Below are 24,261 nucleotides of genomic sequence, written 5' to 3'. Positions count from 1 at the left end.
AATAAAATATAAAAACTATTGGAAATGCTAAATAATTATATTATTAAGATATAATTAATAGGATTATATATTTTAAAAAAATATAAATTCATGGATATGTAACATTTAATTTAAAAATATACTAATTAAGTGATTATCTATAAGTTTATAAATTATCAACCCTATATATTTTTATCATATAAACAATAGGTGAAAAATAGTATCTATGTTATAAAATAAAAATATTTACTTTTGTATGTCAAAATATAATTAAAACAATGTCACGAGAAAAAAATTTAAGAGAAGCTGCTTTAGAATATCATAGTTCCAAACCAGAAGGTAAAATAGAAGTTATACCTACCAAACCACATTCAACCCAAACAGATTTATCATTAGCCTATTCTCCGGGAGTGGCGGAACCCTGTTTAGAAATACAAAAAAATAGTGCAGAAAGTTACAAATACACCTCAAAAGGAAATTTGGTAGCAGTAATTTCCAACGGAACCGCCGTGTTAGGATTGGGAGATATTGGTGCAGATGCCTCTAAACCTGTTATGGAAGGTAAAGGTTTATTATTTAAAATTTTTGCCGGAATCAATGTTTTTGATATTGAAGTAAATGAAAAAAATCCGGACAAATTTATTGAAATAGTTAAATCGTTAGCTCCAACCTTTGGAGGTATTAATTTAGAAGATATAAAAGCTCCTGAAGCTTTTGAAATCGAAAAACGATTAAAAGCGGAATTAAATATTCCGGTAATGCATGATGACCAGCATGGAACAGCAATTATATCAGCCGCTGCCTTATTAAATGCATTGGAAATTTCCACAAAAAATATAGCAGAAGTAAAAATTGTAGTCAGTGGCGCGGGTGCAGCGGCCATTTCTTGTACCCGATTATATAAAGCATTAGGAGCCAGTCCGCAAAATATATTAATGTGCGACAGCAAAGGAGTGATATATAAAGGTCGAACCGGATTGAATGAAGAAAAACTTGAGTTTGCTGTAGATACTCCGGATAGAACTTTGGAAGATGCTATGAAAAACAGCGATGTATTTATTGGATTATCTAAAGGAAACTTGGTTTCTCCTGAAATGCTTTTGTCTATGAATGAAAATCCGATTGTTTTTGCTATGGCTAATCCAACCCCCGAAATTGATTATAATTTGGCGGTTGAAACTAGAAAAGATGTTATTATGGCTACCGGTAGAAGTGATTATCCTAATCAGGTAAACAATGTTTTAGGTTTCCCATATATTTTCAGAGGAGCATTAGATGTTAGAGCAACTGACATAAATCAAGAAATGCAATTAGCTGCAGTAAAAGCCTTAGCTGATTTGGCTAAACAAAACGTTCCTGAGCAGGTGATACAAGTCTACAATGTTAAAAATATGAAGTTTGGAAGAGATTATATCATCCCTAAGCCATTTGATAAGCGATTAATAACTAAAGTTTCGATGGCAGTGGCTAAAGCTGCAATAGATAGTGGGGTAGCACAACACATTATTACTGATTGGAATGCGTATGAAGAAGAATTATTAGATCGAATGGGAAGTAACGATGAAAAAATTATAAGACAATTTAAGGCAAAGGCTAAAAGTAATCCAAAAAGAATAATTTTCGACAATGCTGAAGAGTACAATGTATTAAAAGCTGCGCAAATCATTGCTGAGGAAAAGATCGCTCAACCAATTTTGTTAGGTAAAAAAGATCTCATTGAAAAAACAAAGCAATACTATAATTTAGAAATTGAGGCAGAAATATTGGATATTGATACAGTTTCGTCTACTCATAAATTTGACAAATATGTAGAGTATCTTTATGATATAAAACAAAAAAATGGAAAAGGAATAGCCTCTCAACAACAAGCCGCTCAATTATTGAATAACAGCGAATATTTAGGAGCCATTGCTGTTGAAATGGGTGAAGCAGATTCATTTTTAACCGGATTTACTAAAGATTATACGGAAGCTTTAAATCAAATTATAAAAGTGGTAGATTATTCTGAATCATCAAATATAAAAGTAGCATCTGCTATGGTTCTTCTTTCTAAAAATGGACCGATATTTATTTCGGACACTTCATTAAGCAGAAATTCTTGCAGTAATGACTTAGATTTAACAGTTCAAATTACAGCCGATTTCGTAAAGAAAATGGGTATTGAACCTAGAATAGCTATGGTATCTAATGAAAATTTTGCTGGAAATTCAGTAGCATCTAAAAGTGTTGATGCAGTGGTTAAGAAACTTAACCAAACTAATCCTGATTTACTGATTGATGGAGAAATTCAGCCCGAATATGCATTAAATGAACAATTAATAAGTGAATTTCCTTTTAGCAAATTAGGAGGTAAATCGGCAAATGTTTTAATATTCCCTGACATAACCTCAGCTAATTTAAGTGCGAGTTTAGCAAAAGGTATTGGGTCTATAAAATCTATTGGTCCGGTTCTATTAGGATTAGATAAATCTATTCAAATAATTACAGAAAATTCTAAGGTAGAAGATATAGTAAATCTGGCAACCCTTGCTGCCCTTGCTGCTCAAGAAAGAAAATAATTAGTATTTCCGTAAAATAAACAAAAATGATAACCCATTTGTCAGGAATTATTTTTGAAATATCCCCTTCCAGTGTAGTTATAGATTGCAATGGAGTGGGGTATTTTGCCACTATAAGTTTACAAACCTATAAAGACATTCAAAACGAAAAAAAAGCCCTAGTATATATTCAAGAAATTATACGGGAAGATTCCCATTCGTTATATGGATTTTCAACTAAAACCGAGCGATCCTTATTTAATCTTTTAATAAGTGTTAATGGAGTAGGTCCGGCTTCCTCCATTATGATGTTGTCTTCAATGTCTGTATCGGAAATAACCTCGGCTATTTCCGGCGGCAACAACCTGGCACTTCAAAAAATTAAAGGAATAGGAGCTAAAACCGCTCAAAGAATAATAGTTGATTTGCGGGATAAAATTTCTATATTTGAAACGTCTGAAATATTAGATTATAATTTAGGCAATAAAAACAAATCTGAAGCGTTAAGTGCATTGGAGGTGTTAGGTATTTCTAAAAAAATTACCGAAAAAATAATTGATAAAATTTTAAAGGATAATCCGGATATCGAAGTAGAAGAGCTTATCAAGGATACTTTAAAAAAACTATAAACGTTGAAAGTGTTAAGGTATATTCGTGACTATTTGCTATTGGCAACCATATTTTGTTTAAGTGGTAGTGTTTTATTTGCTCAGGAAAATGATGATGAACAAGTTTTGCAATTGGATGACCCTGTAAAATATGAGGCGTATTATGATTATAAAAGTGGAAATTACATATTATACCCCAAGCTGGGAGGTGTAGTTGTCGGTACTCCGATAACTATGACAGCCGAGGACTATACTAAATATGTAATGCAACAAAAGTTTGATGAATATTACAAAGAACGTTCACGTTTACAAGATGAAATAGGAAGAGCGAAAAAAGAAGGAAGAGAAGTAGAAAAAAAAGGATTTATTCCGGGAATTACGGTTAAATCCAAATTATTTGAGCAAATATTCGGAGGTAATAAAATTGAACTAAAACCTTCAGGATTTGCATCCTTTGATTTAGGAATATTGCATCAAAAAATAGACAATCCGCAAATTTTACCACAAAACAGAAAGAACTTTACCATCGATTTAAGGCAAAGAATACAAATGAGTCTTATAGGAAATGTTGGTAATAATGTACATTTAGGGGTAAACTATGATACCCAGGCAGGTTTCAACTTCGAAAATAAATTAAATTTAGCATGGATTCCGGGTTCAGGAAGTGGAGCGAACTTACCCAATGGAACAAGCGGAGGAGAGGATAATATAATTAAGAAAATTGAATTTGGTAATGTAAATATGCCCCTTAGCACCAGTTTAATTACAGGCGCTGAATCACTTTTTGGAATCAAAGGGGAATTTCAATTCGGGAGGACATTTTTGACTACCGTATTTTCAGAACAACAATCCGAAGCACGAAATATAACAGTTCAAGGAGGAGGAGTAATCAATACATTTAAAATTAAAGCAATTGATTATGATGAAAATCAACATTATTTCTTAACGCACTATTTTAGAAACAATTACGATAAAGCTCTGGAGAATTATCCGGTAATAGGTTCAACCATTAATATCACTAAGATGGAAGTGTGGAGAATCGATTTAGGAAACTCAAACCTTCAAGAGCAGCATCCCGTTATAGCATTAAGAGACTTAGGAGAAAGTACTACGGGACAACTTCCCGATAATTCAAATATAAATTTATATAGTACCATTTCAAATCTATCGGGAATCAGGGACGCTTCCACAGCATACAATAGCGTAAATGGTGTTTCTTTACCGGTTGTACCCACCTCAAGTTCTTCAGCAACTATGAAGAATTATGAAAGTGGAAAAGAATTTGTTGTTCATAAAAGAGTAAAAAAACTTTCTGAATCAGAATATACTTATAATCCACAATTAGGATATATATCATTAAATCAAAAACTAAATAATGATCAACTTTTAGCGGTAGCATTTCAATATACAGATTCCAAAAATCCGGGCAAAATATATAAAGTTGGGGAATTTTCCAATGAAGTGACCGGAGTATTGATCTTAAAATTGCTAAAACCTAATCAAATCGTCTCTCCCGAATCACCTATGTGGGATTTGATGATGAAAAACATCTATTCAATGGATGCATCTCAAATTTCTCCTGATGGTTTTATGGTTAATGTTATGTACCAAGATGCCTCTCAAGGAAAAATCAATTATTTACCGGATCCCCATGTAAGAAATTTACAGTTATTGCAATTATTAAATTGGGACAGGTTAAATCAAAATAACGATGCTACCGGTACAGGTAAAGGAGATGGTATATTTGACTTTGTAGAAGGAATTACCATAAACTCAGAGAAAGGTAAATTGATATTTACTAAAGTAGAACCATTCGGGGAATTCTTAAAAAGTAAATCAGTAGACGAAAAATTTATATTTGAAAATTTATACAAAAATCTAAAAGGAGGTAATGTAGTCACATCAGATCCTCTAGCCAATCGATACACTATTGAAGGTAGATTCAAAGGAAGTATAGGAAACGGCATATCCCTGGGAGCATTTAACGTTCCGAGAGGGTCAGTTAAAGTTACGGCAAACGGTCAAACATTAAATGAAGGAATTGATTATGTAGTGGACTACCAAATGGGAATGGTAACCATTATTAATGAAACCTACAAAAATTCAGGAGTTCCAATCAATATAAGCTTGGAGAATCAATTTGCATTCAATATGCAGAAAAAAAGGTTCATGGGATTAAACGTGGAACATAAATTCAGTGATGAATTTATAGTGGGAGCGACCTTTCTTAATTATAAAGAAAGACCGTTAACGCAAAAAGTACAATTTGGTTCTGAACCGGTTAATAATTCAATGATCGGATTTAACATGATGCTGAATAAAGAATTTCCTTTTTTAACAAAGCTTACCAACTGGATTCCGGGAATTAAAACGGAAGCAGAATCCAATGTAAGTTTTAAAGTAGAAGGAGCAGCTTTATTACCGGGTGAAAATAAAACAATAAATGATAACTCTTACATTGATGATTTTGAAACAACTGCATCAAAAATAAGTCTCAAAGAACCCGGCTATTGGGGAATCGCAAGTAAACCCGAAAAAGGTGGATTTGGTAATACTTATATGAATGATATAAGAAATGGCGATGGAAGGGCATTGATTAGTTGGTATAATATTGACCCTAGATTTTTTGGAATTGGTGGAGGTCAACCGGCGGGTATAGATAATAATGCATTATCCTTACACTTACAACGAAGAGTTAAATATCAAGAAATATTCACGGATAGAGATTACATTGCCGGAGAACAATTATACATGAATACGTTTGATGTATCTTTTTATCCCAAAGAAAGAGGACCGTATAATTTTAATACCCGTAATGAAGACCCTGAATCAGAACGATGGGGAGGTTTAATGAGACCCATCTCGGTAACAAATTTCGCTGAAGCGAATATTGAATATCTTGAATTTTGGATGATGGACCCGTATGCTGACAGTAAAACACCAGGATCTAATCCATTAGGTAGTAAGCCTGAATTAATTCTTCAGTTAGGAAATGTGTCTGAAGATGTATTAAAAGATGGCTTTATGCAATATGAAAATGGTATCAGTGACGATATGAGTCAAATGACAACCACTAATCTTGGGAAACAACCTAAAAATTATCCGTTAGTATATGCTTTTGATACAGAAGGAGAGGCCAGAAGAAAACAAGACGTTGGATATGACGGATTAACAAGTTTTGAAGAAGCAGATTACTATAAAAATAAAGGATATGATATAGGTAGTAATGCCAATTATGTAAATCCTATAACGGGTGAAATTGACCCGTCTGCAGATGATTACGTATTTTATTTACATGGCGCATGGGATTCTTCCAATGAAAAAAATTCAATCATAGGAAGATATAAATATTACAGGAATTTAGAAGGAAACTCACCTTCAAACTCTATGGATGCTTCTTCAGCGTCTCCGGATACAGAAGACTTGAACAAAGATTTTAACTTAGATGAGACAGAAAATTATACACAATATCGTCTTTCTTTACTAGATTCCGATTTAAGAAATAATCAAAATCCATTGGTTGTTGATAAAAAAGAGGTTGAAGTTTCACTACCCAACGGAAAAAAAGGAAATACAACTTGGTATTTGGTTCGAATTCCCGTGAGTGCATATGAATTTGGTTCCGCTGAAATTTTAAATAACGTACGATATATACGTATGTTAATGAAAGGATTTTCCAATACTGCAACGTTACGTTTTGCAACTCTAGATTTAGTTAGAAGTGATTGGAGAAAATACGAAAAAAATATTTCCTCGGTTAGTGGAGAAAGCAAACAAGATACAGACGAAGGAAATGCAACCCTATTACCGGTATCAAATGTCATCATCAGCGCTGTAAACTTAGAAGAAAATTCTACATCGCGTCCACCGTATGTATTGCCTCCGGGAATAAGCAGAGAAATTTTAGGTAATACTACCGGAACTCAAATGCAAAATGAATCCTCATTAAAGTTAGAAATAAAAGATTTAAAAAATTCAGAACCTAGAGGTATTTATAAAAATATTGCATTAGACATGAGACGTTACAAAACATTAAAAATGTTTGTACACGCTGAAAATATGCAAGATGCCTCAAGTAATATAGTTGACAAAGAAGCTAAGTTTTTCATCCGTATCGGTAGTGATTTGTCAGATAATTACTATGAATATGAATTCCCATTAAAATATACTCCGAATACTGCTACGTCTGCTGTTGATATATGGCCGATTGAAAATACGATTGAATTAAAATTAAAAGATTTAGTAGCTGCAAAAAATGAAAAAGATAAGAATAACTTATATAATAGTACTGTTCGATATCGTAGTTATGTAACCGGTAGTGATGATAAAATTATCTATGTTAAAGGTAGACCTTCCATAGGAAATGTTAATTCCATAATGATGGGGGTAAGAAATACATCCAGCATAGACAAGCATGTTGTTTTATGGCTGGATGAACTTCGTTTATCTGATATTGATAACGAAGGAGGATATGCAGCCAATGCAAGTATCAATTTTAATTTGGCTGATTTTGCTCAAGTATCTGCGTCCGGAACGTATCAATCGGTTGGTTTTGGAGCAATCGATAGTAAACCGAGTGAAAGAAGCCAAGACGAAACCAAACAATATATGGTAAGTGCTGCCGTAAATGTAGATAGAGTTCTTCCGGATAAATGGGGAATGAAAATACCGGTTAGTATTAGTATGTCTGAAACTTTTATAGATCCAAAATATAATCCGTTGGATAATGATGTGAAGTTAAAAAATGATCCAAGAAAAAATGAACTTAAAAAAGTGGTGAGAAGCTATTCCTCACAAAAAAATATTTCTATTTCGAATTTAAGAAAAGACAGAACTACCAGTAAAACGCCTAGATTTTATGATGTAGAAAACTTATCGGCTTCTTTTTCTTATTCCACTGATTATTTTAGAGATATATATACAACTTATAACATATACCAAAATTTACAAGCCTATATTGATTATAACTTCTCACCTAAAGGTGTTTATTATCAACCATTTAAAAAAATGAGAGCGGTGCAAGATACTAGCCGATTTGCTAAATATTTAAAATGGTTAAAAGAAGTTAACTTTAATCCGGTTCCTTCTCGTTTATCTTTTAAAGCTGATATTGCGAGAACTTATAATGAATTCCAATACAGAGACATCAATGCTTATCTCAATAATAATCCTAACAGTTATACTCCTATTTTTGCCAATAATTTCTTGTTCGGCTGGCAATACAATATAGGATTTAATCTAACACGTTCGCTTAAATTAGATTTCTCTTCAGGAACAAGAACCATATTAGATGATATAGGAAACGGAGTACCGGACGACGGAATGATCTGGAATGGATTGTTTACTTCAGGAAGACCTATCAATTTCAATCAAAGATTCCAATTAAATTATAGAGTACCTATACATTTACTTCCTTATTTAGAGTTCACTTCTATGGAAGTAGGATATACAGGTCAATACGAATGGCAGGCGGGTTCTAATTTCCAAACTTCATACGATCCTACAAATGCCGATCCAAGAAAAAGAAGTTTGGGAAATACCGCACAAAATGCACAAACTATAACAGTCGTAGGAAATGTTGATTTCAGTAAATTCTATAATTATTTCTCAAACTATAAAAAATTTGAAGAAAAAAAACGTAAGAGACAAAGAGAAATAGATTCTTTAAATAGGGCTTATGAAACAAATTTTGCCTTAAAAAAACCTAAATCCTTTAAAAAATATACTATTAAAAATAAGTATAAGGCTACAGATTATTTATGGATGATTGCAAGTAGTTTTAAAAGAGGTCAAATTCAGGTAAACGAGAATAAAGGAACAATTTTACCGGGATTCTTGCCTGAACCAAGTTTTTTTGGAGTTGGTAGGTATGCCGGTTCAACAAGTGGTCCTACATTCGGGTTTTTATTTGGTTCTCAATTCGATTTAAGGAATAAAGCAGTAACAGAAGGCTGGGTTTCTTTAAATGAATATATGACCAGTCCATATGTTAAAACAAATAATTCGCAATTGTCAGCTACCTTGCAATTAGAACCGATTAATCATTTACAAATTGATTTAAATATCATGCGTAATCATCAAAAGACATTATCTCACTCAGGATTTAATTCTATAGATCCAATAACTGGACAAATTGCTAATACATTCGTCAATCGATCTGCTATGTTCAGTTCTTCAGTTATATCTTTTGCGACTGCATTCAAATCAGGAGATTATGTCTATAATAAAATGATTAGCAATTCAATGATTTTATCACAAAGAGTGGCTGCAAAACAAGGTCAACCTATAGTCGATACCAATAATGACGGATATGTTGATGGTTATGGGTTAACCAATTCAGAAGTTTTATTACCTTCTTTTGTATCTGCATTTTCAGGAAGAAGTGCAGGAAGTCAAAAGTTAGGTTATAAACGCAGTATGCCGGTTCCAAATTGGAAAATTACCTATGGAGGATTAAAAAATATTCCATTTATTAATTATTGGTTCAAAGAATTTAGAATTAATCATAGTTATATTTCAAACTATACCGTTAATGGGGTACAAACTAATCCCGATTATTATTTGGCACAAAACGATTCAACAGCACCTGAACGAGATTTAAACGGAAACAGATACAACTATTACACCTACGGAACAGTAGTCATGTCAGAAGGGTTCAGTCCACTTGCAGGAGTAGATGTCACTATGAGAAATAATATCCAAATTAGAATAGCTTACAATAAAGATAGAATCTATTCATTAGGATTAACAAATTACACCCTACAAGAAGATTATGGCAATGAAGTAGTTTTCGGTCTGGGATATATTGTAAAAGATGTTAAGTTAAAATTGCGTTATCGAGGAGCTACTAAACCGGTAACGGGCGATTTAAATATTAGAGGAGACGTTTCTATTAGAGATAACAAAACTACCATTAGACGATTGGTAGAGTTGGATTCACAGGTAACGGGAGGACAAAAGCTAGTTTCATTGAAATTTTCTACAGATTATAGCTTTACTAAGAATTTTAATCTTAAATTCTTCTATGAGCAAATGATAACTAAATATAAGGTTTCAACTGCATATCCGCTTTCAACGATAAGAGCAGGATTAAGTGCTACATTTACTTTTGGAAATTAATTATATTTGTAAAGATTAAACTTTTATATGAAGACTCCATTGGATTTACTTTATAGTTCTAATCATGTTTGGATAAAAATTGAAGGTAACACAGCACTTATCGGTATAACTGATTACGCACAACAACAATTGGGAGATGTTATATATATAGATGTAAATAGCCTCGGCAATCAACTAAAGTTGGGTGAAATTTTTGGAACTGTGGAAGCTATAAAGACTGTATCAGACCTTTTTATGCCTGTTGATGGAAAAGTACTTGAAATGAATCTTGAGCTTGAACATTTGCCGGATTTAGTAAATACCGATCCATATGGAAAAGGTTGGATTATAAAGGTTCAAATACAAAATAATACTTTATTAGATCAACTATTGAATGCTGAAGACTATAAAAAACTGGTTACCTAAACGGTATAAAAATGTACGTATTATACTTTTCTTATATTTTGGAATATTGACATGGTTATTGCTACGAGCTCCTCAAAATGAAGTTAAATTTTTTAATATTTTTTCACAACTAAATGATAAAGTAGTTCATGTCATTTCATTTATTGGCTTATCATTTCTAGCTAAAATTTCATTTCCTAAAAAAAATCAATTGCTAATAATAGGAACAAGTACTTTATATGGAATTTTGATCGAATTTTTACAAGAATATATGAAATTGGGAAGAACCTTTGAATATTCTGATATGGTGGCTGATTGCATAGGTTGTATATTTGGTTATTATATGGCAAAAAAAATGATTAAAATATTATAAGCTATTTTTTTACTTGAAATCAATAATTATTCGAAAATATAATTTCAATCAAAGTTAAAATTTCATAAATCAATAGAAATTTTAGAATTTTAAAAATACACCCGTTCGCAACATATAGCAGATTTACTTCTAAATTAGATAAAATAAAAATATTTTGCATTTAAATTTTATAATAAAATACTCTTAAAACTTAAGATAAGTGTAAAAACTAAGTATGAAAATCATTTTTTTATTCTTATAAAAAATAAAAAATAAAATTAGAGTTTATTGATAAAATTGTGTAAATTAGCACGTTGAGATTGTTATTATACTTCCTTCTACTTTTTAATTTGAATAGCTAGTTTTTAGTCTGATTTCTTCTCAATTAATTTTTTACCAATTTTTTAAAATTTTTATATGAACATTTTTATTTCAAACCTGAATTACAGGTTGACCAACGAAGATTTACATGACTTATTTTCAGAGTACGGAGAAGTTGAATCAGCAAAAATAATACAAGATCGTGAAACCGGAAGATCCAGAGGTTTTGGATTTGTTGAAATGGGAGATGCAGAAGCTAAAACGGCAATTCAGGAATTAAATCAAAAAGAATTTGACGGTAAAGTTATTAATGTCTCAGAAGCTAGACCAAGAGATGAAAAGCCAAGAAATAACTTTAGAAGAAGTTATTAATTATGGATTCACTAATTAATAAGTAAAATAAAAAACGACTGAATTTTATTCAGTCGTTTTTTGTTTACAGGTCAATGTAAATAATTTTTATAATTTAAAATCAAATCCCAAATAAAACATTGAAGATACAATAGGAGCATAAATTAAAGAAGTATCGAAATAAGAACCAAAAGGGTTTTCCGGATTTATAATAGGATTTCTTTGTTTATAGCCTCCCAAATTTTCCACTCCTAGATAAGATCTAAACTTATCTGTAAAATATCTGGATAGTTGAGCATTTATTAAAGTATAATTAGGCGAAAACGATTTTCGCTGAAATTCTATCGGGTTTTTAGAAGTATCCGGAAGTCTTTGTTTTCCTATATATTGCAATGTAAAGTCTAATGCCCATTTACTTTTGTTTTCATTTTCTAAAGTAGAATATGATATAGAAAATAAACCTCTGTTTTTAGAAGTAAAGGGAACTTGTCGCCTGCCATCCATATAATCGGCTTTAATATCATACCATTTATAAGCAAAATGCAATTCCAGATTGGAAATAGGAACAATATCCCATACTGCCTGAAAAGTATTTGAAAAAGATTTTCCATCTAAATTATAAAACCAAAGCGCTTGAGACGATCGATCCAAGTCTATGAGAACTTGTTTTTTAAAATCCGTTCGGTAAAAATCGATTGTAAATGTATTCTTGATAGCTCCAATTTTAAAATCCTGAATTAAACTACCTCCATAGTTCCATGCAATTTCAGGTTTTAAACCATAAATATCGCCATGGTTTGATTGAATATGTACCTTACGAGACGAAGCAAAATACTGCATATTTTCTGCAAATATATTGGCTGTTCTCATACCTTTTCCCGCAGCTAATCGAAGGGTTGTTTTAGGCAAGAAAGAATATTTAATATTAATTCTTGGTAATACCTGGTTTCCCGCCAAATTATGAAAATCAGTTCTGGCGCCCAACACTAAAGTTATATTTTTAATTGCTGTAGTGGTATATTCGGCAAAAATCCCGGGTACATTTTCAGTTCTTTTATAATTGGAATTTTCAAAATCCTCATTGAAAGCATCATGAAGATAACTTGCACCTAAGGTATATTTGTGATTCGTGTTACCAATGATACTCTCAAATAATAAATTGGTAAAAAATGAATTTTCATTACCATTATATACTCTTTGACCGAAATAACTATCAATAGTATGATGAATAAATTTAGTTTGTAAACCAATACTTTGATAAGGTTTAGTAAGAAAGACAAATCCGGTTTTATTCCAAATTTCAAAATGTGTATTTTCAATACCTAGTCCATAATGATTTTGAGTCAAACGGTCAGTTGATTCTCTAAATTTTTTTTGACCTCCGATTTGTTTATCATAAAGCGCCTGAATACCTATTTGAGAACCCCATCCGTTTTTTTTAATACCGTCATAATGGATGATATCCATTACATTTAGTTGTTTGGAAAGAGGACTATCAAGATATCCGTCATGATTCATATCTTCTTTAGCAAACCTTCCGCTCAAATGAGTTAATGTGGTATTACTCCAATTATTGGAAATAGAAGATGCATTGACAACATTAAATTCCAAACGAGCATTTTGATTTGCAAAAAAATTGATAGTGGTAAAATTTTTATCTTTATACTTCATCAATTCAGTATTTATTTGACCGGTTATAGCCTCGTAGCCATTAGTAACTGTGCTGCCTCCTTTAGTAAGTTGAATGCTGTTTATCCATGTGCCTGGTATAAAATTTATACCACTGGCGGTGGACAATCCTCTTACCTCCGGCATATTATCAACGGTTAAGGAAGTATATTTCTGATCTAGTCCTAACATTTTAATTTGTTTTGAACCCGTTACTGCATTGGTTGTAGAAATATCCACAGTAGGATTTGTTTCAAAACTTTCAGCCAAATTACAACAGGCGGCTTTCAACAATTCCGTTTTATTAATTGTATAGGAAAGAGCAGCAGAATTGGCTTTTATACTTACCGCCTTGGCTCTTTGTCGGACAACAACCTCATCCAATACTTTCTCTGAAGAAGAAGGTTTGGGTTCTAAAAAAATATCTAGGGGATGATCAACATCATCGATTTTAATTTCTTGAGAAATAAAGCCGTCCTTTGCAGCTTCAATAGTATAGAGACCGTCGTGGTACATCAGCTCAAAATTGCCTAAGCTGTCGGTAACAGTTTTCATAATCGGGTGTTCTTTCCAATTTACATCAGCTCCCCGAACGGGTATATTTTCTCCGTTTTCCAAAGTAGTTAGTATACGACCTTTTAATGTTTTATGCTGGGCTACAGCCAATAGGCCATAAACGAGTAAAAACATACTTATATATTTTTTCATTTTTTGTTATTTAGTTATAAAAATTGATTTTTAAACCGGCATTACTGAATATTGATTATAAACAATAATGCATCTTATCCTATCTTATATAAAATAGAATAAGCTGAACCATGAAAAAATATACATTATCCGTAGTAGGTATAACGACAATAAAATTTATATAATTGATAAACAGGGGGAGGAGGGTTACAATAAAGTTGTGCTATACCCTCTTGTTGAGAAGATACCCAATTAAATAGATTCCAATTTACATTAGGAATAATTCCTAAAAATGTAAAAATTAAATGTTGAAAATTGGAATCAAATGAAAAAAAGCTGTTTTCGTTCGATTTTATTAGGACGTCCTTACAGCAAAAATCTCTTTCAAAAGAAGGATAATCCTTTTTCTCAGAATGTTTTAATTCGTTGGAAAATTTTTTAAAATTAATGGTATAGCCAATATTTTCTCCGTGACACCAATTTTGATATATGAAGAGATTAAGATTTGCAAATAAAACCAAGCAAATCAAAAGTATAGACTGAATTAATTTCATCAAGTAAAGATAAAAAAAATTATTTGGATTGGCCGGTTGAAATTAATTGCATGATATAAAAATCAATGATACTAATGCTTAAAATGACGTATTCCCGTAAATATCATAGGAATATTGTATTCATTACAAGCCTCAATGCTTTCTTTATCACGTATGGAACCTCCGGGCTGAATAATAGCAGTTATACCATTCTTTGCGGCGGTATCTACTACATCTCGAAAGGGAAAGAATGCATCAGAAGCTAAAACCAAATGATCGGTTCTTTTTTCTTTGGCACGTTCAATTGCTTCTTGAGCCGCCCATATTCTATTAGTTTGTCCCGAACCAATACCCAGGGCTTGGAAATCAGAAGCAACCACAATAGCATTGGATTTGGCATGTTTAACTATTTTTTGAGCAAAAATCAAATCTTCCAATTGTTTTTTGTCAGGAGCTGAATTTGTTACTTGTGTAAAATTAGTAGCTGAAGCATGATCCACGTCTTGAACTAATAAACCGCCATCGACCTTAACGAATTCAACTGAATCCGATACAGGGTTGTTTACTTTTATAACGCGCAAACTTTTTTTAGAAGATAATACTTGTAAAGCTTCACCCGTAAATGATGGAGCAATAACTATTTCTAAAAAAACGGTTACCAATAAACGAGCCGTTTCCTCATCAACTGTTCGATTAAAAGCGATGATCCCTCCAAAAATTGAAATTGGATCACATTCAAAAGCTTTTTGATAAGCTTCAACTATAGTATTACCCAGTGCTACTCCACAGGGAGTAGAATGTTTTACCGCACAACAGGAAATTTCTGAAAATTCATTAACAACCTTATATGCCATATCCATATCTCGGAAATTATTAAATGAAAGTTCTTTGCCTTGTAATTGTTCAAAGTCCTTCATAGCTCCGTTTTTGGTTTTATCTATATAAAAGGCTGCTTTTTGATGGGGATTTTCTCCATACCTTAGATTTTCAACCTTTTCAAAAGAAGTGTTCAAATACTGAGGATAATCATCCTGCAATAGATATGCGGATATGGCTGCATCATAAGAAGATGTCAGGTTAAACACTTTACCGGCCAATTTTTTTCGTGTAGCTAAAGAAGTATTTCCATCTTTTTTTAACTCTTCTATTACTAAACTATAATCTTCAATTTGAGATATAACCGTTACAAAGTGAAAATTTTTTGCTGCAGATCGTAGCATAGTAGGTCCGCCTATATCAATAAATTCTATCATTTCCTGCTCTGATAATCCTTTATTTAATTTATCGAAAAACGGATATAAGTTCACAATAACCAGATCTATAGTTTTTATTTTAAGATCATGAATGGATTGTAAATGTTCTTCTTTTGTTCTGGAAGCCAGTATCCCTCCATGAATAGATGGATGTAACGTTTTAACTCTTCCATCCAATATTTCAGGAAAACCGGTATATTCACTAACTTCGGTGACATTAAGGCCATTGGTTTTAAGATGCTTATAAGTTCCACCGGTTGAAATAATTTCATACCCTTGAGATTGTAAAAAAATTGAAAAATCAATTATATTGGTTTTGTCTGAAACACTTATTAAAGCTCTTTTCATTACTTTGATTTTACATTTATTCGGTAATTAAATAAAAGGCTTTTCCTTTTACATCATCATCTACAGATTGAGGGATATCCTGATATTCTTCCCAGTAACTATTTTTAAGTTTAACTCCATTTTCTTTAGCATATTTATCTAAAGTGTAACGGGTTTTAAAAAGGGTATGAACGTTTTCATTTATAGGAGTAGTGATTGCTTTTCCGGCAGGTAGAGTTATCAAGCTCATAACAGAATTAGGAGGGTTTATATTAGATTCCACGGGATAACCTGTATAAAAAATAGTACTTTTAGCCAATGTGTCAAAAGTACTGTAATAAATAATAGGATTTTCAATATCTTTATATGAATATTTTAAACTATCTGTTAAATAATTTGATATTTCATGTAAAGACTTATACATAGCTTTATAAACTTCCTCGGCATTTGTGGAAGTTTCATTTTTAATGGCTATCATTTGAATTCCTTTAAAATCAATATATTCAGCATCACCTTCGTGGAGTTGTTTATTGGATCGCCCATTCTGTAATAGTATAGAAAGTTTATCAAGACTTTTATTTAAGCTTTCTTCCAATTTATGAGAATATAAATAAGCAAAAATGCGAGTAAAATAAGTAAAATTTTCTGTTGTGAGGTGGATGGTTACATCGGTCACTCCTCCATTTGATTGAAAATCTATATCCTCGATACAAACTACACCGTTTTCAACAAAAATTATTTGAGATTTTATGGTGTTGTTTACTTTGCTTTTTAAAATTTTATATTCTCCTTTACCTATGGAATGGTCCTTAGCATTATTCCAAGTTAAACTGCTTCCTGTACCTTTATAAGGGGCAAAGTAATTTATCCGAGTATTAACAGAATCTTCATTAATTAATAACCCCCAAGAAGCGTAATTTTCAAGATCATTAAATTCCGCAAAGACTTCACTGATTGGATTGTTAAATTCTTTAGTAGTTATAATTTCTATTTTTTTGGGAAGAAAAGATGGCATTATGCATCCGGCAACAATTATCAAAAAAACTAAAAAAAGAAAAATATTAACAATCTTTTTCATGTAAATAAGAAATTATTAGACGTAAATAATGAATTTAGTGTGAAAACACAAAGCTACAAAAAACATATATACAGACGTATAAAAAGACTATTAATTTTAAAAAGAAAGGACACTGAACTATGCAATGTCCTTACTTTAAGTATTATAAATTATTACAATTATTTATCAGTACTAGGATTGGTTTCAGGAGCTAAAACAACACCTTCTATTCTTACCGGTAAATTTGGTTTTTTCTCATCATTAGAAGATATGGTAATGGTTCTGCTGAATCTTCCTACATTAGAAGTATTGTAGGTAACCGTAATTTCTCCTTTTTTTCCGGGAGCGATAGGTTCTGTAGTCCATTGAGGTACCGTACATCCGCAAGAAGTGTTTATATTGGAAATAATTAACGGTTTATCTCCCACATTTTGAATTTTTATAATTCTTTTGCCATTAGATCCTTTGTTTACATTCCCATAATCTACCGTATTATTTTCATAATTGGTAATTTTAATTTCCTGAGCATTGCTGAAAATGTATGCTCCCAATAGGAATGCCGAACTTAAAACGAACTTTTTCATGTTTGATATATATTTAACTATTTTTTTAACTATTGAACTTCCCCTTTAATTTTTAAAAGTTTTCTTGAAATTTTAGGATCATTACTGAATACCTCAATTGATTTGGAAAATTTACCAAGATTCTTTGTATTATACTTAACGTTTATCTCACCTGATTTACCCGGTAAAATAGGAGTTCTGGTCCATGAGGGTACAGAACAATCACATGATGATTTAACGTTGGAAATAATCAAAGGTTTGTCACCTGTATTGGTAAATTTGAAAATTTGATTACCGTCAGAATTTTTTTTAATTATTCCATAATCTATCTGATCTTGACTGAATGTTATAGATTGAGCGGAAATGAAACTTCCTAAAAATAGGAGAAAAACTAATATAGCAGTTTTTTTCATACTTGTAAAGATATAAAATTTTAAATTCACTTTAGCTTAATTTTATTTTCAAAAATAATACCATCTGGTAATATAATTGGTAATAAAAATGAATTTTTTGAAATCATAAACAGAAGGTCTTATCTAAATTTAGCTCTTTCATAGGGTAGGGGCCATAAGGTGTCTTTTTCTAAAATATGGGCGGCTTCCAAAGCAAAATATGGATTACGTAACAGCTCTCTACCCAGGAAAATTAAATCAGCTTCGTTATTTTCGAGTATTTCTTCTGCTTGAACAGCTTGAGTTATCAATCCAACCGTTCCGGTTATTATGGCAGAATTATTTTTTATTTTATTGGCAAAAGGCACTTGGTAATTAGGTTTATTGGGTATTTTAGCATGGGGAGTTAAACCACCGGATGAGACATCCAAGACCTCTACACCTAAATTTTTTACTATTTCGGCCAATTCTACAGATTCATCTACACTCCAACCGCCTTCTATCCAATCGGTGGCAGAAATTCTAACCCATAGAGAAATTCTTTTAGGAAGTATTTGTTTAATTGCTTCTATAATTCTAACCAACAATCGAATTCTATTTTGAAAATTACCTCCGTAATCATCTTTCCTTACATTACTAAGAGGAGATAAAAATTCATGAATAAGATATCCATGAGCTGCGTGTATTTCAATAATATCATAACCTGCTTTCACAGCTCTTTCTGCTCCTTCTTTAAAATCATTGATAATGATATTTATTTCATCAATAGATAGTTCTCTTGGTTTTTGGGAATTGCCGTCGAAAGGAAGAGGTGAAGGCGCAACTATAGCCCATTTCTTATATCCTTCATCCAGTTTTTCATTGGGAAGCCAAGGAATAGGAGTACTGGCCTTTCGTCCTGCATGAGCTAATTGGATACCCGCTAAACAGTTATTATCGTGAATTGATTGTACAATTTCACTTAATTTAAGAATATGTTCGTCTTTCCAAATACCCAAATCTTTATAGGTAATTCTACCTTGAGGGGAAACAGCAGTGGCCTCTTGAATAATTGCCGCAACTCCTCCCACCGCACGGGTTCCATAGTGTATTAAGTGCCAATTATTGGCAAAACCATCATGAGCAGAGTATTGACACATGGGAGACATTATGATCTTGTTTTTTAGCGTGTTACCTTCTAAAGATAAAGGTTTAAATAATTTTGACATACTATTTTTAGGTTTTTATTGTTTTTTTAGATAATATATAATAACTATGATGTTGTTTTTAAAATATATATAAATCAAAGTTAATAACTTTACAATGGATACCCCAATTAAAAATAAATTATATTAAAAAATATTATATTTTTGTAATTATAATATTTATAAAAGTATGATAGGATATATCAGAAATTCCTTGACATTAGTGTTAGCTTTTAGCATATCTTTAAGACTCTGTTCTCAATCACTATCATTTTCTGAATCTCAGATTATTATGTATAAAGAAAATAATCTGATTAAAGCAGCCGAGAAGCAAGAAGAAGCCTATCAATTTGACTTAAAATCTTATAAAGGATTACGTTTTCCTCAATTAGACATTTTTGGTGCCGGTATATACCGAGATAAAAAAATTGGAACAAATTTAAATGGTGCCAGATCAGAAGTTGCGGATGCTTTAAATATTTCAGATCCTGAAGAATTAGGAAATTGGGATGTAAATCTCCTCAAAAGAGATATAGCCTTAGGAGGAGTTAAATTTACTTGGCCATTGTTCACAGGGGGCAAAATTAATGCCGCAATTGAAGCTTCAAAATTAAAGGCAGAAATAGGAAATAAAGAGTTAGTAAGTATTAAAAATAAGCTGATTTCGGAATTAGCCGAAAGATATTTTCAAGTTAAACTAGCTGAAGATGCACTTTTAGTAAGAAAACAAGTGTTGGACGGAATGAATCAACATTTGTATAATGCAACTAAAATGGAACAACAAGGATTGATAGCACCTGTTGAAAAACTTCAAGCAGATGTTGCCGTATCAGAAGCTAATCGACAATATCTTGCCGCTCAAAAAGATGCTGAATTGGCAAGGGTAGCATTGGCAAATACCTTAGGAATAGATCAAGTTAATGAAGAATTAACAACTCCATTTTTTATTGTTCCTTATTTACATCCGTTAGATTATTACCAGGATTTCGCCGTTGAAAATTATCCGGAATTACAAAAGCTTCAACTTCAAGTTGAATTAACCGAACAATCAATTAAATCTAAAAAATCAACCTATTATCCAACCATATCAGCCTTAGGAAATTCAATTTTAATTCATAACAATCCGATAGGAGGTATGAAAAAAAATAGAAAACCCTGGTCTTTGGGAGTAGGAATGACCTACACTATTTTTAACGGTCTGCAAAACAAAAATGAAATAAAATCAGCAAAAGCAACCAAAGAAAGTGTGTTATATTCTCAAGATAAAGCTAAAAAAGACATTCGGACTCTGATTGAAAAAATATTTCAAGACATACAAAAACAAGAAGAACAAATACAAAACTTAGATGTTCAAATAGTTCAAGCAGAAGAATTACTTCGAGTGAGAGTAAAAGGATTTTCAGAAGGGGTTCAAACCTCAACAGATGTGGTCGATGCTGAAGTTAATTTATCGGGTATAAAGTTGCAAAAAATACAAGCCAGTTATAATTATGTGGTCGATTTAGCGTCTTTATTAGAATATAGCGGATTAAGTCAAGATTTTATAAAATATACGAATCAATAATCATTTTATATGAAAAGTAAACTTATAAGTTCCATCATAAGTATCATAATAATTGTAGCCATAATAGGCCTTTCTATATGGTTTATGAATAAACCGACCCAAGTAACCATTCAAGGTCAAGTAGATGCTACTCAAATTAATGTATCACCTAAAATTGCGGGAAGACTAGAACAGGTGCTAATCAAAGAAGGAGACATGGTAAAAGAAGGAGATTTGTTGGCTGTCTTAAGTACACCGGAGTTAGATGCTAAATTAGTACAAGCAGAATCTGCAAAAGCTGCAGCTGAAGCACAAGACAAAAAAGCTAAAAAAGGAACTCGAACAGAACAAATACAAGGAGCTTACAATCAATGGCAACAAGCAAAAGCATCAGCAGAGCTGGCAGATAAGACTTATGAAAGAATGCAGAATTTATATAACGATAAAGTAATATCTGCGCAAAAAAGAGATGAAGCTTATACTCAAAGTAAGGCTTCCAGAGAATTAGAGAAAGCAGCCTATGCAAATTATAAAATGGCAATAAATGGGTCAAGAAGTGAGGATAAAGAAGCAGCATCTGCACAAGTTAACCAAGCGCAAGGAGCAATAGAAGAGGTATTAGCTTATAAAAAAGAAGCTAAAGTACTTTCACCTTCAAATGCCGAAGTATTAAAAATAATTCCGAATAGAGGAGAGGTTGTAAGTGCGGGATATCCAATTGTAAATCTGGTTGATTTAAATGATGTTTGGGTGGTGTTTAACATCAAAGAGAATTTAATGTCAAGTTTTAAAAAAGGTTCCACTTTCGAAGCACAAATTCCCGCGTTAAACAATAAAAAAATAAAATTACAAGTTCGATATATTGCCGCTCAAGGAGACTTTGCTACATGGAGTGCTACCAAAACTCAAGGCGATTTTGATATGAAAACCTTTGAGATTAAAGCATATCCCATGGAAAAAGTGGAAGGCTTAAGACCCGGTATGAGTGCCTTAGTTGATGAAAAATCATTGAAAAAAGATTAATGCAAAAAGGCTTTTTTTCCATATTTTTAAATGAGGTTCAAAGGCTTTTGACCAGTCCAAGATTAATGTTTTTGGCTGTAATTTTGCCTTGTGGATTGTTTTTATATTATGCTAGTCTTTTGCAGGAAGGAGTACCACGAAAATTTCCCGTTGTTTTATTAGATCAAGACAAATCGAATACATCCAGAGAATTGGGAAGGATGCTCAATGCTACATCTTCTATGGATATCGTGGCTGAAGTGGAGAATCAACAAGATGGGGAGAAAATGATACGAACGGATAAGGCTTTTGCCTTAATAATTATTCCGGCAAATTTTGAAAATGATATTTATAGAAACATCGATACTCAGGTAGCTTGTTATTACAATAATAACTATCTCTTAGCCGGTGGATTGATTAATAAAGCCTTTCAATCAACGGTAGGATCTTTTGCTGCCGGAGCTCACATCAGTGGCTTAACACAAAAAGGACTAACTCAAAAACAAGCTTTAGCAGCTACATCTCCCATAAATTCAAAACAACATATACTGTTTAATCCCTACACAAACTATTCCTATTATCTTACTATTGCTTTAATGCCTATGGCCTTGCAAATAATAGTCATGGTAGTATCAATCTATGTGTTAGGATCAGTACTGAAAGACCGAAAAGGCAGAGAACTATATGTAAAAAGTAGAGGAAATGTATGGGTTTCATTTTGGGCCAAAACTTTACCGTATACCCTTTTGTTTTCTTTAATCGGTTTTTTTATGAATAGTTTATTGTACTATAAAATAGGAATTCCTTTAAGAGGTAATTTTCTTATTGTGAATATTTATTTTATAGTATTTGTAATCGTTTGTCAGTTATTTGGATTATTTTACGTCAGCTTTAATAAAGATTTGCGTTCGGCCTTGACCCTAGGCGGTTCTTATTCAGCCATAGCATTTTCCTTTACCGGATATACTTTTCCTAAGGAAGGCTTACCGGATGTGATACAATATTTGAGTTATACGTTTCCATTTACTTCTTATTTGCGGTTTATTATTGATTATGCCGTTAGAGGAATTGCGATAGGTAGTCTTAACTTCGGTTATATAATAGCTTTTATGATATTTTGTCTGATAGGATTTGCGTCCATGCCCGGCTATAATCGATTATTAAAAAAAGGAGGATATTATGTTTAAAGATGTAGTAGAATATATATCGGTAATAGGCAAAACATTTGTAAAAGAAATTCGTCTTATATTTTCAGATGCAGCCGTAAAATCATCCTATCTTATTAGTCCCATAATAGTTGGCTTTTTATATTCATATATTTATTCTAATGAAATAGTTACTAAAATACCCATAGCTGTTGTAGACCAGGACCAGTCACAGATGACTCATACCATTACACGAATGGTAAATTCATCTCAACAGGTTAAAATAGATCATTCTGCAACCAGCTTATTAGAAGCTGAAAATCTTTTTAATTTAGGAAAGGTTAAAGGTATTATTCTTTTACCTAAAGATTTTACCAGAAAATTACAAAAAGGGGAAGTGCCTTCTATTTCCGTATATTGTGATGCATCATACATGCTTTATTACAAACAGTTTTTAACTTCTGTAACCGCTTCTATAGGAACTTATAGTGCTCAAATTGAAGTTAATAAATTGATGGCAGGTGGAACGCCTCAAAAACAAGCAGTTGCCTCAAGAAGACCTATTGATACGGTATCCGTTCCGTTATTTAACATAGATTCGGGGTATGCAACTTTTGTTATGCCGGTTGTATTTTTAATTGCCATACAAACGCTGCAAATTTCTGCTATGGGAGTTTTGGGAGGAACACAAAGAGAACGAAAATCATATACGAAATTATACCCTTTTATTAAAAAGCCGTTGGGAACTATTCCGGTATTGTTGGGTAGATCAGGTGCTTATTTGTTAATATCAATGATCTTGATGGTAATTCAAGTAGGATTGGTTATGGGACTTTTTAAATTTCCACAACGGGGTAATCCTTTTGAGGTATTTGTATTTTTAATTCCCTTTCTCTTTTCCGTTACATTTTTAGGAATATTTTTGATGAACTTTTTTAAAAAACGAGAAGATGCCATTATGATCGTCACTATATTTTCTATCCCCTCATTATTTCTATGCGGGGTATCTTGGCCTACACTGGCATTTCCAGAATGGATAAAAGTAATATCCTATATATTTCCGACAACGTTAGCCGTAAAAGGCTTTTTGGAAATAACCCAATCGGGAGCTTCACTTATAGAAATAAAAGAACTATGGTTTCAAATGTGGATCATGTGTCTGATTTATTTTGTAATTGCTGCGTTAACATTAAAAAGATTAGCTTATGTGAATTTAAGCAAATAAGATAAAAATAAGCCACTTTAAAACATAATAC

17 protein-coding genes are annotated in these 24,261 nt (G+C 32.1%); 10 read left to right on the top strand and 7 right to left on the bottom strand.

All coding sequences use genetic code 11. The features are described from left to right. The first annotated feature begins 257 nt into the window (after positions 1-257). The 6 genes from GFV00_RS03415 (at position 258) to GFV00_RS03390 (ending at position 11,672) form a co-directional block, all read left to right on the top strand. Complete coding sequence (locus GFV00_RS03415) at positions 258-2,537, top strand: NADP-dependent malic enzyme (RefSeq protein ID WP_160557213.1); 2,280 nt, start codon at positions 258-260, stop codon at positions 2,535-2,537. 26 nt (positions 2,538-2,563) lie between these two features. Beyond that, positions 2,564-3,145 carry a Holliday junction branch migration protein RuvA gene (ruvA, locus tag GFV00_RS03410; RefSeq protein ID WP_105297951.1) on the top strand — a complete coding sequence of 194 codons (582 nt, stop codon included), beginning with the start codon at positions 2,564-2,566 and terminating at the stop codon, positions 3,143-3,145. A gap of 9 nt (positions 3,146-3,154) precedes the next feature. Beyond that, positions 3,155-10,243 (top strand): cell surface protein SprA, encoded by a 7,089-nt coding sequence (gene sprA / locus GFV00_RS03405; RefSeq protein WP_368733473.1) that lies wholly within the window; start codon positions 3,155-3,157, stop codon positions 10,241-10,243. Positions 10,244-10,270: 27 nt separating this feature from the next. Then, on the top strand, positions 10,271-10,648 hold the full coding sequence (gene gcvH / locus GFV00_RS03400; protein WP_160557215.1) for a glycine cleavage system protein GcvH: 378 nt from the start codon (positions 10,271-10,273) through the stop codon (positions 10,646-10,648). After that, the gene (locus GFV00_RS03395) at positions 10,617-11,000 is read left to right on the top strand and encodes a VanZ family protein (protein ID WP_160557216.1); all 384 of its coding nucleotides are present in this window, start codon (positions 10,617-10,619) and stop codon (positions 10,998-11,000) included. Before gcvH ends, GFV00_RS03395 begins: the two co-directional genes overlap by 32 nt. Before the next feature lie 396 nt (positions 11,001-11,396). Continuing rightward, complete coding sequence (locus tag GFV00_RS03390; protein WP_160557217.1) at positions 11,397-11,672, top strand: RNA-binding protein; 276 nt, start codon at positions 11,397-11,399, stop codon at positions 11,670-11,672. An 87-nt stretch (positions 11,673-11,759) separates the two neighbouring features. Here the strand turns inward: GFV00_RS03390 and GFV00_RS03385 are convergent, their stop codons facing one another. The 7 genes from GFV00_RS03385 to GFV00_RS03355 all read right to left on the bottom strand — a co-directional run bounded on the left by GFV00_RS03385 (position 11,760) and on the right by GFV00_RS03355 (position 19,339). Further along, positions 11,760-14,009 (bottom strand): TonB-dependent receptor plug domain-containing protein, encoded by a 2,250-nt coding sequence (locus tag GFV00_RS03385; protein WP_160557218.1) that lies wholly within the window; start codon positions 14,007-14,009, stop codon positions 11,760-11,762. A gap of 143 nt (positions 14,010-14,152) precedes the next feature. Then, positions 14,153-14,560 carry a hypothetical protein gene (locus GFV00_RS03380; protein ID WP_160557219.1) on the bottom strand — a complete coding sequence of 136 codons (408 nt, stop codon included), beginning with the start codon at positions 14,558-14,560 and terminating at the stop codon, positions 14,153-14,155. Positions 14,561-14,631: 71 nt separating this feature from the next. Beyond that, a complete protein-coding gene (gene purH / locus GFV00_RS03375; protein ID WP_160557220.1) occupies positions 14,632-16,140 on the bottom strand; it encodes a bifunctional phosphoribosylaminoimidazolecarboxamide formyltransferase/IMP cyclohydrolase in 1,509 nt (502 codons plus the stop codon). A 16-nt stretch (positions 16,141-16,156) separates the two neighbouring features. Further along, on the bottom strand, positions 16,157-17,197 hold the full coding sequence (locus tag GFV00_RS03370; RefSeq protein ID WP_160557221.1) for a hypothetical protein: 1,041 nt from the start codon (positions 17,195-17,197) through the stop codon (positions 16,157-16,159). Between the two features lie 158 nt (positions 17,198-17,355). Then, the gene (locus GFV00_RS03365; RefSeq protein WP_160557222.1) at positions 17,356-17,760 is read right to left on the bottom strand and encodes a DUF1573 domain-containing protein; all 405 of its coding nucleotides are present in this window, start codon (positions 17,758-17,760) and stop codon (positions 17,356-17,358) included. A 29-nt stretch (positions 17,761-17,789) separates the two neighbouring features. After that, the gene (locus tag GFV00_RS03360; protein ID WP_105297941.1) at positions 17,790-18,152 is read right to left on the bottom strand and encodes a DUF1573 domain-containing protein; all 363 of its coding nucleotides are present in this window, start codon (positions 18,150-18,152) and stop codon (positions 17,790-17,792) included. 119 nt (positions 18,153-18,271) lie between these two features. Further along, a complete protein-coding gene (locus GFV00_RS03355) occupies positions 18,272-19,339 on the bottom strand; it encodes an NADH:flavin oxidoreductase/NADH oxidase (protein WP_160557223.1) in 1,068 nt (355 codons plus the stop codon). A 166-nt stretch (positions 19,340-19,505) separates the two neighbouring features. On the opposite strand from GFV00_RS03355, the gene GFV00_RS03350 reads away from it, so the two are divergent. The 4 genes from GFV00_RS03350 to GFV00_RS03335 are packed head-to-tail and all read left to right on the top strand — an operon-like array spanning position 19,506 to position 24,230. After that, the gene (locus GFV00_RS03350) at positions 19,506-20,879 is read left to right on the top strand and encodes a TolC family protein (protein WP_160557224.1); all 1,374 of its coding nucleotides are present in this window, start codon (positions 19,506-19,508) and stop codon (positions 20,877-20,879) included. 9 nt (positions 20,880-20,888) lie between these two features. Further along, a complete protein-coding gene (locus GFV00_RS03345; RefSeq protein ID WP_160542023.1) occupies positions 20,889-21,881 on the top strand; it encodes an HlyD family secretion protein in 993 nt (330 codons plus the stop codon). Beyond that, on the top strand, positions 21,881-23,047 hold the full coding sequence (locus GFV00_RS03340) for an ABC transporter permease (protein WP_160542024.1): 1,167 nt from the start codon (positions 21,881-21,883) through the stop codon (positions 23,045-23,047). Before GFV00_RS03345 ends, GFV00_RS03340 begins: the two co-directional genes overlap by 1 nt. Then, positions 23,040-24,230, top strand: coding sequence for an ABC transporter permease (locus tag GFV00_RS03335; protein ID WP_160557225.1), 1,191 nt, complete (start codon positions 23,040-23,042; stop codon positions 24,228-24,230). Before GFV00_RS03340 ends, GFV00_RS03335 begins: the two co-directional genes overlap by 8 nt. Positions 24,231-24,261: the final 31 nt, after the last annotated feature.

The sequence above is a fragment of the Apibacter sp. B3935 genome, from assembly GCF_009827705.1.
Lineage (GTDB): Bacteria > Bacteroidota > Bacteroidia > Flavobacteriales > Weeksellaceae > Apibacter.
The sequence above is the reverse complement of the archived record's forward strand: the minus strand, read 5'-3'. Positions and strand labels throughout refer to the sequence as shown.